This window comes from Actinokineospora lacus, from assembly GCF_053813445.1.
The window spans coordinates 1-14319 of record NZ_JBQERA010000008.1; the positions used below are offsets into that span (position 1 = coordinate 1).

Consider the following 14319-nt stretch of genomic DNA (forward strand, 5'->3'; position numbering starts at 1 on the left):
GCGGCTTCGCCGAGCCCGGCCAGACCAGCGGCTTCGCCGAGCCCGGCCAGACCAGCGGCTTCGCCGAGCCCGGCCAGACCAGCGGCTTCGCCGAGCCCGGCCAGACCAGCGGCTTCGCCGAACCCAGCCAGACCAGCGGCTTCACCGCGTCTGCCCAGGGGCAGCCGGTCGGCTTCACCGAGCCTGGGCAGGGTGGGTTTGTCGAGTCGGGCCAGGGCGGTGGGTTCGCCGCGTCGGCGCAGGGCGGCGGCTTTGCCGAGTCCGGCCAGGGTCAGTCCGTGGGGTTCACCGAGCCCGGCCAGGGCGGCGGTTTCGCCGCGTCTGCCCAGGGGCAGCCGGTGGGGTTCACCGAGCCTCAGCAGGCCGGGTTCACCGAGGCGTACGACGCCGCGGAGGGCTCCCAGGTGACTTCGGCGCAGGCGGCGGCTCTTGAGGGTGGCTCCTGGGGTGCGGTGGGCGGTGCGCTGGGGGCCGATGAGCAGCCTCCCGGGGTCGCCGCGACCGTGCAGGCGGCCACCGAGGCGAGCCTGGCCAGCGCGGCGGCGAGCGGGGGTGACGGGCAGTCCGGCGGCGCCGCGGGTGCGGGCATGGGCGGCGGCATGATGGGTGGCGCGGGCGCGGGCGGCGGCCAGGGCGGCGACACCGAGCGGCAGAGCGGCCAGTGGCGCACCACCGGCAACCTGTTCGACGACGACCTCACCGAAGCCGAGCGCTGGGTCACCGACGCGCTCGGCGAGATCCGCTGAGACCGGGGGCGGGCATGTACCTGATGGACGAGATGGACCCGGCCGCCACCCGGCGCCGGATCGACCAGGCGACCGAGGCGGGGGCGCGGGCGCTGGACCGGGCCCTGGAGCGCTCGACCGAGATCGACAAGTCCGCGGCCGAGGAGGCCAAGCGCCGCGCCCAGGCCATCCAGGACGCGAAGGACGAGTCCGCGCGCAAGGAGGAGGCCAGGCAGGCCGCCCAGAACGCGGCCAAGGGCAAGCCGGAGCCGCCGAACGCCTGGGCCAACCGCGCCGCCAAGCCGACCGTGCTGTCCCTCGGCCCCGAGGACGCCCCGCCACCACAGGCCGCCGCGCCCCCGCCGCACCCGGCACCGCCACGACTGTCGGTCCCGCCCCCGCAACCCCTGCCACCGCAGCCGAACCCGCCCGTCGCGCCACCGCCGTACGCCCCGACCCCACCACCCCCGGAGCGCCACCTCTCCTTCACCAGCCCCGACGACCCCGCCCCCGAACCCCCGCGCCGCCCAGCGCCACCCCGAAAGCCACCCGCGGGCCAGGAGGACGACGACGACTGGTCGGGCCGGAGCTGGATGCAGCGCTAGCGCACCCTGCCGGAGCCGGGACCACCGGTAGACATCGGACTGGCCGGGTCAGGCGCGGAGCCGACCATGAGCGATATGCCCTGGTCAGATTCTTGTCTAGCTAAGTAGCGCTCGAAAGTCTAGTTAGGTAGAGTGGCGGGTGTGACCGGACCACGGATGACACCGCAGACGATCGCGGTACTGCGTGTGTTGCTGGAGGACCCGGCGACACCGCGCTACGGACTCGATATCGCCCGCCAGGCCGGGCTCAAGACCGGCACCCTGCACCCCATCCTCAACCGCCTCCAGCAGGCCGGGCTGATCGAGAGCTCCTGGGAAGACCCCGCCGACCACGAAGACCAAGGCCGCCCCCGCCGCCGCTACTACCGCTTCGCAGGCCACGGAGCCACCACCGCCTACCAAGCCGTCGCCCGCGCCGACGCCATTCCGACCGGCAGCCTCCCGACACTGCGCCCCCAGCCCGGACACTGACGGGAGACACGGGCCATGCCGAACAAGAAGCGACGGGACCTCCTCGCCACCACCACTATCGGCGTCATCGCCATCACCGCCGTCGGCATCGTCATCACTGTCATCCCCAGCAACACCTTCTCCGCCCTCATCGCCGTCCTCGCCATCTGCGTCGCCATCTGCGTCGCCTCCGTCGCAGGCATCTTCGCCGCCGTCCTCGGCGAGAAGAAGGTCTTCGTCGACGTGATCGCCTTGGTCACCGTCACCCCCATCAGGGCATTGGGTGCTTTCCTGGGCCTTAGCAGGCCAAGATCTGCGATCACCGAGACACGGCGTTCCCTGCGGTCTTCCCGCGCTGTCACGGGAGCCAGTCGGCTACTCCCTGTCGAGGTCAGGGACGAATACCACGAAGAGTGGGCCGCATGGATGTCGGACCTGCGAGCCGACGGGACACCCCGCGTCCGGCGGTGGATCGAACTGCTCACCATCGTGCTGATCGCCGCGCCGCGACTGGCGGTCACCCTCCGGGCTGCCGCACGCCGGGCGGTGGACTGATGAGACGCCCATCGGCAAGGACCGTCAGAACCGTCGGCGCGACGGGCGGCACCGGCGGCGCGGTGGCGGCCGCCCTCGCGGCAGGCTGGATCGGCGCCACCCTGCTGATCATCGCCATCGTCGCGCCGATCATCGCGATCTGCTGGATCCTCGCCGACGCCGACCGCCCGCAACGACTCGCGCTGCTCGTCACCACCTGGCGCCACGGCACCACCCCACCACCCCGCCGCAGTACGACCACCGCGAATCCTCGGCGCACGATCAGCGAACCACCCGCCGCGGGCTGACCTCCAGCACCTGGAACGAGTGCCGGAGCGCCGAACTCCGCAAGTTCGGATATCCGCGGTCACCAATAGTTGGGTCGGAGCTGGATGCAGCGGTAGCGCACGCTGCCGGGGCCTGGACCGCCGGCGGGCACCGGACCGGCCGGGGTCAGGCGGCTTCGATCAGGCCCTTCACCGGCTCCTCCAGCAGGGGGCGGTAGTCCTGCACCTCGGCCAGGTGCACCAGGAAGAACGCCGTGAGCAGTGCCCTGGTCAGCTTGCGGGTGCCGGACTCGGCCTTGCCGTGGACGACTAGGTCGCTCCAGTGCCTGCCCTCGGTGAAGCCGAGGTGGCTGGCCTTGGGCACGGTGTAGTACCGCGACGGGCCCGCCCAGGAGCGGGCGATGGCGCCCGCGTGGGCCACCGGGGGCGCGACGAGGTCCTTGCCGCCCGCCAGGAACAAGGCGGGCATGTGGCACGACCGGGCGGCGTCGGTGGCCATGGGGCGGGTCTGGGTGGCCGCGAGGGTGGCGACCGCGCGGACGCGGTCGTCCTCGGCGGCGGCCAGGACCGCGCTGCCGCCGCCGGTGGAGTGCCCGGCGAGGCCGAGCTTGGCGGGGTCGACGCTGATGTCGCCCACGCCCAGCCGCACGCCCACGCACACGTCCAGGGCCGTGCGCAGGTCGGCGGCCAGCAGCCGGGACGAGCCCAGCGGGCCCCGCTGGGTGGCGGGCGCGGCGGCCACGATGCCCCAGGACGCCAGGTGCCGCAGCAGCCCGCGGTAGCGGACCACCGGCTGCAGCCAGCCGTGGCCGAACGCCACGGCGGGCAGGTTCAGGCCGGTGCGGGGGGTGAAGACGGCACCGGGCAGGCCGACGAGGGCCAGGTCGCCGCGCAGTACCTCGTGGGGACCAGGCCGGGACAGCTCGGCGAGCATGCGTGCCATGCGGGCAGCCTATCCGGGGTCGGCCGGGCGCCGTGGTTACCCTGGTCGCCGTGTGCGGAATCGTGGGTTACGTGGGGCATAGATCAGCTCTCGACGTGGTGCTGGGCGGGCTGCGCAGGCTTGAGTACCGCGGGTACGACTCGGCGGGCGTCGCGGTCCTGACCGCGGGCGGGCTGGCCGTGGAGCGCAAGGCGGGCAGACTCGCCAACCTGGAGGCCCGCCTCGCCGAGGTGGGCCGGGACGGCTTCGCGGGCACCGCGGGCATGGGCCACACCCGCTGGGCCACCCACGGCGCGCCCATCGACCGCAACTCCCACCCGCACCGCGACACCAGCGGCCGGGTCGCGGTGGTCCACAACGGGATCATCGAGAACTTCGCCGCGCTGCGCACCGAGCTGGAGTCCGCCGGGGTCGAGCTGACCAGCGACACCGACTCCGAGACCGCCGCGCACCTCATCGCCAGGGCGTACGCCGACAGCGGCGACCTGGTCGAGAGCGTGCGCGCGGTGTGCAGGCGCCTGGAGGGCGCGTTCACCCTGGTGGTGACCCACGCCGACGACCCGGACCGGATCATCGCCGCGCGCCGGTCGTCGCCGCTGGTGGTCGGGCTCGGCGAGGGGGAGACCTTCGTCGCCTCCGACGTGGCCGCCTTCATCGAGCACACCCGCGAGGCCGTGGAACTCGGCCAGGACCAGCTCGTGGTGATCACCCGCTCGGGCTATGAGGTGACCGACTTCCTCGGCGAGCCTGCGCAGGTCAAGCCGTTCACCGTGGACTGGGACCTCTCCGCCGCCGAGAAGGGCGGCCACGAGTACTTCATGCTCAAGGAGATCGAGGAGCAGCCCGAGGCGCTGGCCAACACCCTGCGCGGGCACTTCGTCAACGGGCGGATCGTGCTCGACGAGCAGCGCCTGTCCGACCAGGACCTGCGCGACGTGGACAAGGTCTTCGTCGTGGCCTGCGGCTCGGCGTACCACTCCGGGCTGGTCGCCAAGTACGCCATCGAGCACTGGACGCGGCTGCCGGTGGAGGTCGAGCTGGCCTCGGAGTTCCGCTACCGCGACCCGGTCCTCGACCGGGACACGCTGGTGGTGGCCGTGTCGCAGTCCGGGGAGACCGCCGACACACTGGAGGCCGTGCGCCACGCCCGGGACCAGAAGGCGCGCGTGCTGGCGGTGTGCAACACCAACGGCGCGCAGATCCCGCGCGAGTCCGACGCGGTGCTCTACACCCACGCGGGCCCGGAGATCGGGGTCGCCTCGACCAAGGCGTTCCTGGCCCAGATCGCGGCGAACTACCTGGTCGGCCTGGCCCTGGCGCAGGCGCGCGGCACGAAGTACGCCGACGAGGTGGCCAGGGAGTTCCACGAGCTGGAGGCCATGCCCGCGGCGGTGTCGCGGGTGCTGGAGACCAACGAGCGGGTCCGCGCGCTCGGCCGGGAGCTGGCCGACTCCAAGGCGGTGCTGTTCCTGGGCAGGCACGTCGGCTACCCGGTGGCGCTGGAGGGCGCGCTGAAGCTCAAGGAGCTGGCGTACATGCACGCCGAGGGCTTCGCCGCCGGTGAGCTGAAGCACGGCCCGATCGCGCTGATCGAGGAGGGCCTGCCGGTGGTCGTGGTGATGCCCTCGCCCAAGGGCCGCGCGGTGCTGCACGCCAAGCTCGTGTCCAACATCAGCGAGATCCAGGCCCGCGGCGCGCGCACCATCGTCATCGCCGAGGAGGGCGACGAGACGGTGCGCCCGTTCGCCGACGAGCTGATCGAGGTGCCCGCGGTGCCGACGCTGCTGCAGCCGCTGGTGTCCACCGTGCCGTTGCAGGTGCTGGCCGCCGAGATCGCCCGCTCCCGCGGCTACGACGTGGACAAGCCCCGCAACCTCGCCAAGTCCGTGACGGTCGAGTAGGCCGTGCGCGGCGTCTGGGCGACCGACCGGGTGCGCGAGGCCGAACGGCTCGTGCTGGCCCGGACACCGCCGGGCGCGCTGATGCGCCGCGCCGCGCACGGCGTGGCGGCCCACACCGCGGCCCTGCTGCGGCGCTCCGGGCCGGTGGCGGGCAGGCACGCCGTGCTGCTCGTCGGCACCGGGGACAACGGCGGCGACGCGCTGTGGGCCGGGGCGTTCCTGCGCCGCCGGTCGGTCGGGGTGACCGCGGTGCTGCTGGACCCCTCGCGCGCGCACGCCGAGGGCCTGGCGGCACTGCTGCGGGCCGGGGGCCGGGTCGGGTCGGCCGACGCCCTCGCGCGCGCCGACGTGGTGGTGGACGGGATCGTCGGGCTCTCGGCGCGGGGTCCGCTGCGGCCCGCGGCGGCGTCGCTGGTGGAGCGGGTGTGCTCGCCGGTGGTGGCGGTGGACCTGCCCAGCGGGGTCGACCCGGACAGCGGGGAGGTTCGCGGTCCGGCGGTGACGGCCCAGGTGACGGTGACCTTCGGGGCGTACAAGCCGGTGCACTTCCTCGCCGCCGATCGGTGCGGGGACGTGCACCTGGTCGACCTCGGGCTCGAACTGTCCACTCCAGACTTCTCGGTGCTCGGCCCCGCCGACGTGGCCGCGTCCTGGCGGGTGCCGGGGCCGACCGATGACAAGTACACCCAAGGGGTTGTCGGGATCGCCGCGGGTTCGGCGACGTACCCGGGGGCGGCCGTGCTCGCCGTGGGCGCCGCCGTCGCCGCGACCTCGGGCCTGACCCGGTACGCGGGCACGGCGGCCGACGAGGTGCGGGCGCGCTGGCCGGAGGTGGTGGCCACCGGGTCGGTCGCCGACGCGGGGCGGGTGCAGTCCTGGGTGGTGGGGCCGGGCCTCGGCACGGGTTCGACCTCCCGGGACGTCCTGCGGGAGGTGCTGGCCGACGGGGTGGCGACCTGCGTCGACGCCGACGGGATCACGCTGCTCGGCGCGCACCCGGACCTCTGGGACGCCCGCGACCCGGACGCGCCGGTCGTCCTCACCCCGCACGACCGCGAGTTCGCCCGCATCGGCGAGCCGCTCGGGATCTCCCTGGAATCCAGCCGCGTGGCCGCCGCGAAAGCGCTTGCGGCCCGGTTGGACGTGACCGTGCTGCTCAAGGGGCACGCCACGGTCATCGCCGCGCCGGACGGGCGCGTGCTGGTCAACCCCGCGCGGTCGCACTGGCTGGCCACGGCCGGGACCGGGGACATCCTGTCCGGCCTGCTCGGCGCGCTGCTGGCCACCGGTGTCGACCCGCTGCTCGCGGCGGGGGCGGCGGCGTGGGTGCACGTGCGGTCCGGGGAGTTGGCGGCGCGGGGCGCTCCGGTGTCGGCCTCGCCGATCCTGGCCGCCGTGCCGGACGCGATCCGCGCCGTGCTGGGCCGCGGTCATGGCTGAGCCGCGCGCCGAGGTGCTGGTGTGCCTCGACAACGTCCGCCGCAACGTCGCGCTGCTGGCGGAGCGGGCGGCGGGCGCCTCGACGATGGTGGTCGTCAAGGCTGACGGGTACGGCCACGGGGCGGTCCAGGTCGGGCGGGCGGCGCTGTCGGCGGGGGCGAGCTGGCTGGGGACGGCGTCGCTGGCCGAGGCGCTGGTGTTGCGGGAGGCGGGGATCAGCGCGCCGATCCTGTGCTGGCTGGACCCGGTCGGGACCGACCACCGGGCGGCGGCCTCGGCCGGGATCGACGTTGGCGTGTCCACTGTGGAGCAGCTGAACGGGCTGTCCGGGGCGCGGGTTCACCTCAAGATCGACACCGGGTTGAGCCGCAATGGGTGTCCGCCGGAGCGGTGGGCGGAGCTGGTGAAGGCGGCGGCGGACTCCGACAACGAGGTGTACGCGGTCTGGTCGCACCTGGCGTGCGCGGACGAGCCGGGCCACCCCTCGGTCGACCGGCAGGCGGCGCGGTTCGCCGAGGCGTACGAGGTGGCGCTGGAGTCGGGGCTGCGCCCGCGCAGGCACCTGGCGAACTCCGCGGCCACCCTGACCCGGCCCGACCTGCACTTCGACATGGTGCGGGTGGGGATCGCGGCGTACGGGCTGAACCCGGTGCCCGGTGGCGAGAAATTGTGGCCCGCCATGGTGTTCCGGTCGTCGGTGGTGTCGGTCAAGCGGATCGCGGCAGGCGAGTCCGTCTCCTATGGACACTCGTGGACCGCGCCCGGTGACACCACGCTCGCGCTGGTGCCCGTCGGGTACGCCGACGGCGTTCCCCGGCTGCTGTCGGGGCGGATGTCGGTGCTGCTGAACGGAATCCGGCGGCCGGTGCGCGGGCGGGTGTGCATGGACCAGATCGTGGTCGAGTGCGACGACGCGGTGCGGCCGGGCGATGAGGTCGTGCTGTTCGGGCCGGGCACGGCGGGTGAGCCGACCGCGACCGAGTGGGCCGAGACCATCGGCACCATCGATTACGAGATCGTCACCGGCATGTACCGGTCGCGGGTCGCCCGGACGTACCTGGGGGAGGCGTGAACGGCAGGCTGCTCGCGGCGGCGGGCGGCGTGCTGGGCATCGCCACGGCGGCGGTGGTCGCGCTGACCCGCAAGCGCACCGTGGAGGACCCGTACGTCGACGAGCCCTTCGGCGACCTGGCCCCCGACCGCGCCAGCACCGTCTCCGCCGACGACGGCGTCGCCCTGTCGGTGCTGGAGGTCGACCCCGCTGACGGCGGCGAGCCGGAGCTGACCGCGATCCTCGTGCACGGGTTCGCGCTGAGCATGCGGTGCTGGCACTTCCAGCGCCGCGACCTCGCCGGGCTGACCGACCCCCGTGTCGCCCAGGTCCTCTACGACCACCGCAGCCACGGCCGCTCCGCGCGCACCGACGAGGAGGGCAGCACCATCGAGGCGCTGGCCCGCGACCTCGACGCCGTCATCCGCGCCGTCGCGCCGACCGGCCCGCTGGTCCTCATCGGACACTCGATGGGCGGCATGGCGGTCATCGCGCTGGCCGAGCTGGTCCCGGAGCTGTTCGCCGAGCGGGTGCGCGGTGTCGCGCTCATCGGGACCTCGGCGGGTGAGGTCGGCAAGCAGGGCCTGCCCCGGCCGCTGCTGTCGAAGTACAACCCGCTGACCCGCGTCCTGGGCCGCGTCGCGGACTGGCAGCCCGGCCTGGTCGAACTCGTCCGGGCCGCGGGCGGCCAGCTCACCCGCGGCGCCGTGCGGACCGTCGGGTTCGGCTCGCCCCAGGTCAGCCCGCGCCTGGTCGACTTCCTGGTCGACATGCTCAACGTGACCCCGGTGCGGGTGCTCGCCGACTTCGTCGGCACCCTGGGCGGCCACAACCGCTACGCCGCCCTCGCCGGGCTGCGCGACTGCCGCGTCCTGGTCCTCAGCGGCGACCAGGACTGGATGACCCCGTTCTCCCACGCCGAGCGCATCGCCGCCGAACTGCCCGACGCCACCCTGGTCCGGGTGCGCGGGGCCGGTCACCTGGTGATGCTCGAAGAGCCCGAGGTGGTCTCCGCCCACCTCGCCGTACTGCTGCGGGAATGCGCCAACGGCCGCGGCCATACCAGGAGGTTTCGATAGTGGAGCTGCCCACCGCCGAGGACACGCTGGCCTTCGGCCGCACCCTCGGCGCCCTGCTGACCCCGGGCGACCTGGTCCTGCTGGCGGGCCCGCTCGGCGCGGGGAAGACCGTGCTGGCCAAGGGCATCGCCGAGGGCCTCGGCGTGCGCGGGCGGGTCAGCAGCCCGACCTTCATCATCGCCCGCGAGCACCCGGCGGGCGAGCGCGGCATCCCCATGGTCCACGTCGACGCCTACCGCCTCGGCGGCGACCTCGCCCAACTGGACGACCTCGACCTCGACACCGACCTGGTCGAGGCCGCCGTCGTCATCGAGTGGGGCGAGGGCTCCGCCGAACGCCTGTCCGAGGACCACCTCCTCATCCGCCTGACCCGCCACCCCGACGACACCCGCGAGGCAACCCTGGAACCCGCGGGCTCCTGGACCACCCGCGCGGCGGAGCTGCGCGCAGGGCACGCACTGTCCTAGCCGGACAGATGTCGATTCGGGAGGTGGGCCGGTGCCCGAGGCGCTGCGGTCCTCAGTCGGCCCGTACACGATCGAGGAATGGCTGGCTCTGGACCCTCCAGCGGACGGGTCGCGCGTCGAGCTGGTCTTCGGGCACCTCCACGTGACTCCCGCACTGTCAGGTGAGCGCCAAAGCGCCGCGTTCAGGTTGGCGGTTGTCCTCCGTGAAGGTCTCCGTGCCGCCGGACGAGACGACCTCCACGTCGTCCCCGCGGTCAACGTGGAGATCTCGACCGCGTGGCGCACGGCCTTGATCCCGGATGTGGTCATCCTGAACCGGAGACCGGTCGGTGTGAGCTTTCCCCCGGACGCGGTCGCCTTGGCCGTGGAGGTGTGGTCGCCCGCCAATCGACGGGCGGAAAGGGAAACCAAGATCGTGGGCTATGCCGCTGCCGGGGTCCAGTTCTTGTGGACGGTCGAGCAGGGCAGCCAATTCCGCGATCTGACCTTGACGGCGCACCGTCTCGACGGTGAGCGGTACACCGTCGAGAACGTTGTCGAGATCGGCGAACCCGCGGTGGTCACCGCATCCCCCGTGCCGGTCACAATCGACCTCTCCGACTTCATTCCCTGAGAAGGGTCCGCCATTGGGCGACGACGACCGATCCGGTCAGGGGTTGGCGGCGAGGAGGAGGAACGCGCCGAGGAGGATGAGGTGGACGAGGCCCTGCAGGCGGGTGGCCCGGCCGGGGACGACGGTCAGGGTGGCGACGATGACGGTGATGGCGAGCAGGACGATCTGGTTCGCGCCGAGGCCGAGCAGCAGGGGGCCGGGGAGCCAGATCGTGGCGATGGCGATGGCGGGGACGGTCAGGCCGATGCTGGCCATCGCCGAGCCCAGGGCGAGGTTGAGGCTGACCTGGATGCGGTTGCGGCGGGCGGCGTTGGCCGCGGCGAGGGTCTCGGGCAGCAGCACGAGCAGGGCGATGACCACGCCGACGAACGCGTGGGGCAGGCCGAGGCCCGCGACGGTGTCCTCGATCGCCGGGGACAGGACCTTGGCCAGGCCGACGACCGAGACCAGCGCGACGAGCAGCAGCGCCAGGCTCGTGGCGGCGGCGCGGCTGGTGGGCGGGTCGGCGTGGTCGTCGCCGTCGGCGTCGTTGACGACCACGCCGTCGCTGGTGACGGGGAGGAAGAAGTCGCGGTGGCGCACGGTCTGGGTGGAGACGAACGCGGCGTAGAGGACGAGCGAGGCCACCGCGGCGAAGGCCAGCTGCGACGGGGAGAACTCGGGCCCCGGCCGGGCGGTGGTGAACGTCGGCAGCACCAGGCAGACGACGGCCAGGGCGGCCACGGTGGACAGGGCCGCGCCGGTGCCCTCGGCGTTGAACACGGCGAGGCGGTGCTTCACGGCGCCGATGAACAGCGACAGGCCGAGAATCCCGTTGCAGGTGATCATCACGGCGGCGAAGACGGTGTCGCGGGCCAGCGATGCCGCGCCGGGACCCCCGGCCATCATCAGGGCCACGATCAGGCCGACCTCGATGACGGTGACGGCGACAGCCAGCAGCAGCGACCCGACGGGCTCCCCGACGCGGTGCGCGACCACCTCGGCGTGGTGCACCGCGGCCAGCACCGCGGCGCCCAGGACCAGGGCGATGACCACGAGCAGCGGAGAGGGCACGTCGCGGCCCCAGGAGGCGACCATCACCGCGATGGCGACCGGCGGCGCCAGGAACCGCCAGTCCGCGAACACCCCGCCCCGGCGGCCGGGTGTCGCGGGCGCGGCGTGCGCCTCGGGGGAACCGGGTCGTTCGGAGGCGCTCATGCCGGTGTGCCGACGGGGACGCGGTCGAGGTGGCCGTGGGCCGTTGACCGTGGCACCCCGACCAGGTCGGCGGTCTCCCGCATGGTCTTCTCCCTCGCGTCGTCGAGCTGCCGCGCCCGCGCCTCAGCGGAGGTTCACTCCATAGTGGACAGTCGCGCGCATCCGGCGGTCAGGTGTCCAGAATATCGCATTCGAGCCATTCCCGACGTGGGCAGCCTGCGTGTGCGGGGTGAGACCGTGATCCCGCAAGGGAAGGGAGTCGCGGTGCCGCTAACGGGTGACGATGCCGCGGACGACGCCCAGTTCCACCAGGTCGGCCGGGCGGAGCTTCAGCTGCTCCGCGGTCGCCGGGACGTCGGCGGCGGGGCGCTTGAGGATGGCGGCTGAGAGTTCCGGGGCTATGACGGAGAAGTAGGCGTCCGGGGTGATCCAGGTGCGGTCGGGGGCGGCCAGGGCGAGGGCGCCGCCGGAGCCGCCTTCGCCGATGACCAGGGTCGTGACCGGGACGCGGGTGGCGGACATGGTGGCGAAGAGCTCGGCGATCGCGGGGCCGACGCCCGCGCGTTCGGCGGCGGCGTCGTTGGCCGCTCCGGGGGTGTCCACCAGGGTCAGGACCGGCAGGCCGAGGCGTTCGGCGACGCGGATGAGGCGCGCGGCGGTGCGGAAACCGGCCGGGGTCGTCGCGGTGCCGGTCTGGGCGGCGTAGGCGACCGAGCGCCTGCCGCGAAGGCCGATGCCGCACAGCATCCCCTGGTCGACGCCGCCGCAGCGGTCGCCGGAGATGGGGCGGCGCAGGTCGAAGTAGTCCTCAAGGTACTGCGCGGCGCGGGGGCGGTGCGGGGAGCGGGCGCGGTGGACGGCTGACCAGCCGTCGGGGGCCGGGTCGGTGGCGCCGAGCGCGCGCGGGACGTCGGCCGGGGTCGGGCCCGCGGCGGTGAGCAGGGTCAGCCACTCCGCCAGCGCGGCGGGCAGGTCCTCCGGCTCGCACACCTCGTCCACGTGACCGCCCGCGTACTGGCCCTCGGCGGTGTAGGCCGGGTCGTCGGCGGGGCGCACCCGCGAGCCCGCGAAACCGACCTGCGCCCCGGCCACGGCCACCACGACGTCCGCGCCCGCGCCCAGCGACGCCCACAGCCCGCCCGTGGTCGGGTCGCGCAGGACCGAGACCTGCGGGACGCCCGCGTCGTGCAGCAGCGTGGACTGCCGGGCGATGCGCTGGAGCTGGCGCAGCGACAGCATCCCCTCCTGCATCCGGCTGCCCCCGGTGGCGATCAGCGACACCAGCGGCGTCCGCGTGCGCCGGGCGTGGGTGAAGGCGTGCTCGATGCGGTCGCCGGTCGCGGTGCCCACCGAGCCGCCCAGGTAGCGGAAGTCGAAGGCCACCAGCACCGCGCGCGTCCCGCCGACCCCGCCGACGCCGCACACCACCGACTCGGACTCCCCGGAGCGCTCGGCCGCGCGGGTTCGCTGCTCGCTGTAGCCCGCCCAGTCCAGCGGGCCGTCCACACCACGGTCCACAGTGGGCACCGTGAACTCGTCGAAGTCGGTGGCGACCTGGTCGATGGCCCACCGCGCGCCGCGCTCAGCCATGCAGGGCCCGCTTCGTGACCTTGCCCATCTCGTTGCGCGGCAACGAGTCCAGGAAGCGGACGACGCGCGGGCGCTTGTGCGGGGCCAACAGCGCCGCCACGTGGTCGGCCAACTCCTCAGTGGACGGTGGCGCGCCCGAGGGCACCACCCAGGCCACGATCCGCTCACCCAGGTCTTCGTCCGGCTCGCCGGTCACCGCGGCCTCGGCGACCCCCGGGTGCTCCAGCAGCGCGTTCTCGATCTCCCCCGCGCCGATCTTGTACCCGCCGCTCTTGATCAGGTCGGTGGCCCGCCGCCCGACGATGCGGATGGCGCCGTCGGGGTCGCGAACGGCCATGTCGCCGGTGCGGAACCAGCCGTCGCGGAAGGCGGCCTCGGTGGCGTCGGGGCGGTTGAGGTAGCCGAGGAACAGGTTCGGGCCGCGCACCTCGACCTCGCCGATGCCGCCCTCCTCGACGCCGTCACCGCGCTCGTCGACGACGCGGACCTCGACGCCGGGCAGCGGCGGGCCGACCACCCCGGGCCGCCGGTCGCCGTCGACGCGCACGCCGCAGTTCATCAGCGTCTCGGTCATGCCGTAGCGCTCGACCACCCGCTGACCCGTGGTCTCGGTGATGCGCGCGTGGTCGGTGCCCGGCAGCGCGGCCGAGCCGGAGACCAGCAGCCGCGCGCTCCCGACCGCCGCGGCGACGGCGGGGTCGGCCGCGCAGTCGGCGGCCAGCCGGTGGTACATCGTCGGCACCCCGAACATCACCGTCGCCCCGCCCCGGAACGCCTCGGCGAGCGCGCCGCTGTCGAAGCGGCCCAGGTGCCAGACGGCGCCGCCGCGGCGCAGCGGGCCCAGCACCCCGACGATCAGCCCGTGCACGTGGAACAGCGGCAGCGCGTGGACCACGACGTCCTCGGCGGTCCACGCCCAGATCTCGGCGAGCGCGTCGAGGTTGGTCGCCACCGCCCGGCGCGGCAGCAGCACGCCCTTGGGCGGGCCGGTGGTGCCGGAGGTGTAGACGACGAACGCCACCGACTCCGGGTCCGGCTCCGGCAGCTCCCCCTCGGCCTGCGCGTCGATGTCGACGGCGTGGCGGGGCAGGTCGACGGCCGGGTCGTCGCCGGGGGCGTGCAGCAGCAGCTCAGGAGCGCTGTCGGCGAGGATGTGGGCCAGCTCGCGGGCGCCCGTCTTGGGGTTGAGCGGCACCACGGCCACCCCGGCGGCCAGGCAGCCGACCACCGCCAGCACCGTCTCCGGCGACGGCGTCGCCCACACCGCCACCCGCGACGCCCCGGCCACCCGCCCGGCCACCGCGAGCGCGGCGGCGCGGACCTGGCCGTGCGTCAGGCCCAGACCGGGGAATCGGACGGCGACCCGGCCCGGGTCCTGCGGCGGCGGTAGCAGCACTTGGCCAACCTTAGTGGTGGTGGATGGCCGCTGGGGGGTGT

The 14319-nt window shown here is 74.0% G+C and carries 14 protein-coding genes and 1 pseudogene; 11 read left to right on the forward strand and 4 right to left on the reverse strand.

Features of this window, described 5'->3' with window-relative positions:
* The 5 genes and pseudogenes from ACTG9Q_RS20410 to ACTG9Q_RS20430 all read left to right on the forward strand — a co-directional run.
* Positions 1-746, forward strand: a pseudogene (locus ACTG9Q_RS20410) (hypothetical protein); the annotation flags it as partial.
* 14 nt (positions 747-760) lie between these two features.
* Complete coding sequence (locus tag ACTG9Q_RS20415; protein ID WP_455574430.1) at positions 761-1330, forward strand: hypothetical protein; 570 nt, start codon at positions 761-763, stop codon at positions 1328-1330.
* A gap of 141 nt (positions 1331-1471) precedes the next feature.
* The gene (locus ACTG9Q_RS20420) at positions 1472-1801 is read left to right on the forward strand and encodes a PadR family transcriptional regulator (protein ID WP_455574431.1); all 330 of its coding nucleotides are present in this window, start codon (positions 1472-1474) and stop codon (positions 1799-1801) included.
* Positions 1802-1816: 15 nt separating this feature from the next.
* Complete coding sequence (locus ACTG9Q_RS20425) at positions 1817-2335, forward strand: hypothetical protein (protein ID WP_455574432.1); 519 nt, start codon at positions 1817-1819, stop codon at positions 2333-2335.
* Positions 2335-2622: a hypothetical protein gene (locus ACTG9Q_RS20430; RefSeq protein ID WP_455574433.1), complete on the forward strand. Its 288-nt coding sequence runs from the start codon at positions 2335-2337 to the stop codon at positions 2620-2622. The genes ACTG9Q_RS20425 and ACTG9Q_RS20430 overlap by 1 nt, the downstream gene beginning before the upstream one ends.
* Positions 2623-2767: 145 nt before the next feature.
* Here ACTG9Q_RS20430 and ACTG9Q_RS20435 read toward each other — a convergent pair whose 3' ends face one another.
* The gene (locus tag ACTG9Q_RS20435) at positions 2768-3544 is read right to left on the reverse strand and encodes a dienelactone hydrolase family protein (protein ID WP_455574434.1); all 777 of its coding nucleotides are present in this window, start codon (positions 3542-3544) and stop codon (positions 2768-2770) included.
* Between the two features lie 50 nt (positions 3545-3594).
* Here ACTG9Q_RS20435 and glmS point away from each other — a divergent pair, with 50 nt between their 5' ends.
* The 6 genes from glmS to ACTG9Q_RS20465 are packed head-to-tail and all read left to right on the forward strand — an operon-like array spanning position 3595 to position 10095.
* Positions 3595-5445, forward strand: coding sequence for a glutamine--fructose-6-phosphate transaminase (isomerizing) (gene glmS / locus ACTG9Q_RS20440; protein WP_455574435.1), 1851 nt, complete (start codon positions 3595-3597; stop codon positions 5443-5445).
* Positions 5446-5448: 3 nt separating this feature from the next.
* Entirely contained in the window at positions 5449-6885 is a 1437-nt protein-coding gene (locus tag ACTG9Q_RS20445) for an NAD(P)H-hydrate epimerase (protein ID WP_455574436.1), read from the forward strand.
* Entirely contained in the window at positions 6878-7957 is a 1080-nt protein-coding gene (gene alr, locus ACTG9Q_RS20450; RefSeq protein WP_455574437.1) for an alanine racemase, read from the forward strand. Before ACTG9Q_RS20445 ends, alr begins: the two co-directional genes overlap by 8 nt.
* Positions 7954-9015, forward strand: coding sequence for an alpha/beta fold hydrolase (locus ACTG9Q_RS20455; RefSeq protein WP_455574438.1), 1062 nt, complete (start codon positions 7954-7956; stop codon positions 9013-9015). Before alr ends, ACTG9Q_RS20455 begins: the two co-directional genes overlap by 4 nt.
* Positions 8976-9482: a tRNA (adenosine(37)-N6)-threonylcarbamoyltransferase complex ATPase subunit type 1 TsaE gene (tsaE, locus tag ACTG9Q_RS20460; protein WP_455574439.1), complete on the forward strand. Its 507-nt coding sequence runs from the start codon at positions 8976-8978 to the stop codon at positions 9480-9482. The genes ACTG9Q_RS20455 and tsaE overlap by 40 nt, the downstream gene beginning before the upstream one ends.
* Positions 9483-9513: 31 nt before the next feature.
* On the forward strand, positions 9514-10095 hold the full coding sequence (locus ACTG9Q_RS20465; protein WP_455574440.1) for a Uma2 family endonuclease: 582 nt from the start codon (positions 9514-9516) through the stop codon (positions 10093-10095).
* A 36-nt stretch (positions 10096-10131) separates the two neighbouring features.
* On the opposite strand, the gene ACTG9Q_RS20470 is transcribed toward ACTG9Q_RS20465, so the two are convergent.
* The 3 genes from ACTG9Q_RS20470 to ACTG9Q_RS20480 form a co-directional block, all read right to left on the reverse strand.
* Complete coding sequence (locus tag ACTG9Q_RS20470) at positions 10132-11172, reverse strand: calcium:proton antiporter (RefSeq protein WP_455574752.1); 1041 nt, start codon at positions 11170-11172, stop codon at positions 10132-10134.
* 390 nt (positions 11173-11562) lie between these two features.
* On the reverse strand, positions 11563-12882 hold the full coding sequence (locus ACTG9Q_RS20475; protein WP_455574441.1) for a carboxyl transferase domain-containing protein: 1320 nt from the start codon (positions 12880-12882) through the stop codon (positions 11563-11565).
* Positions 12875-14278: an acyl-CoA synthetase gene (locus ACTG9Q_RS20480; RefSeq protein WP_455574442.1), complete on the reverse strand. Its 1404-nt coding sequence runs from the start codon at positions 14276-14278 to the stop codon at positions 12875-12877. The genes ACTG9Q_RS20475 and ACTG9Q_RS20480 overlap by 8 nt, the downstream gene beginning before the upstream one ends.
* Positions 14279-14319: the final 41 nt, after the last annotated feature.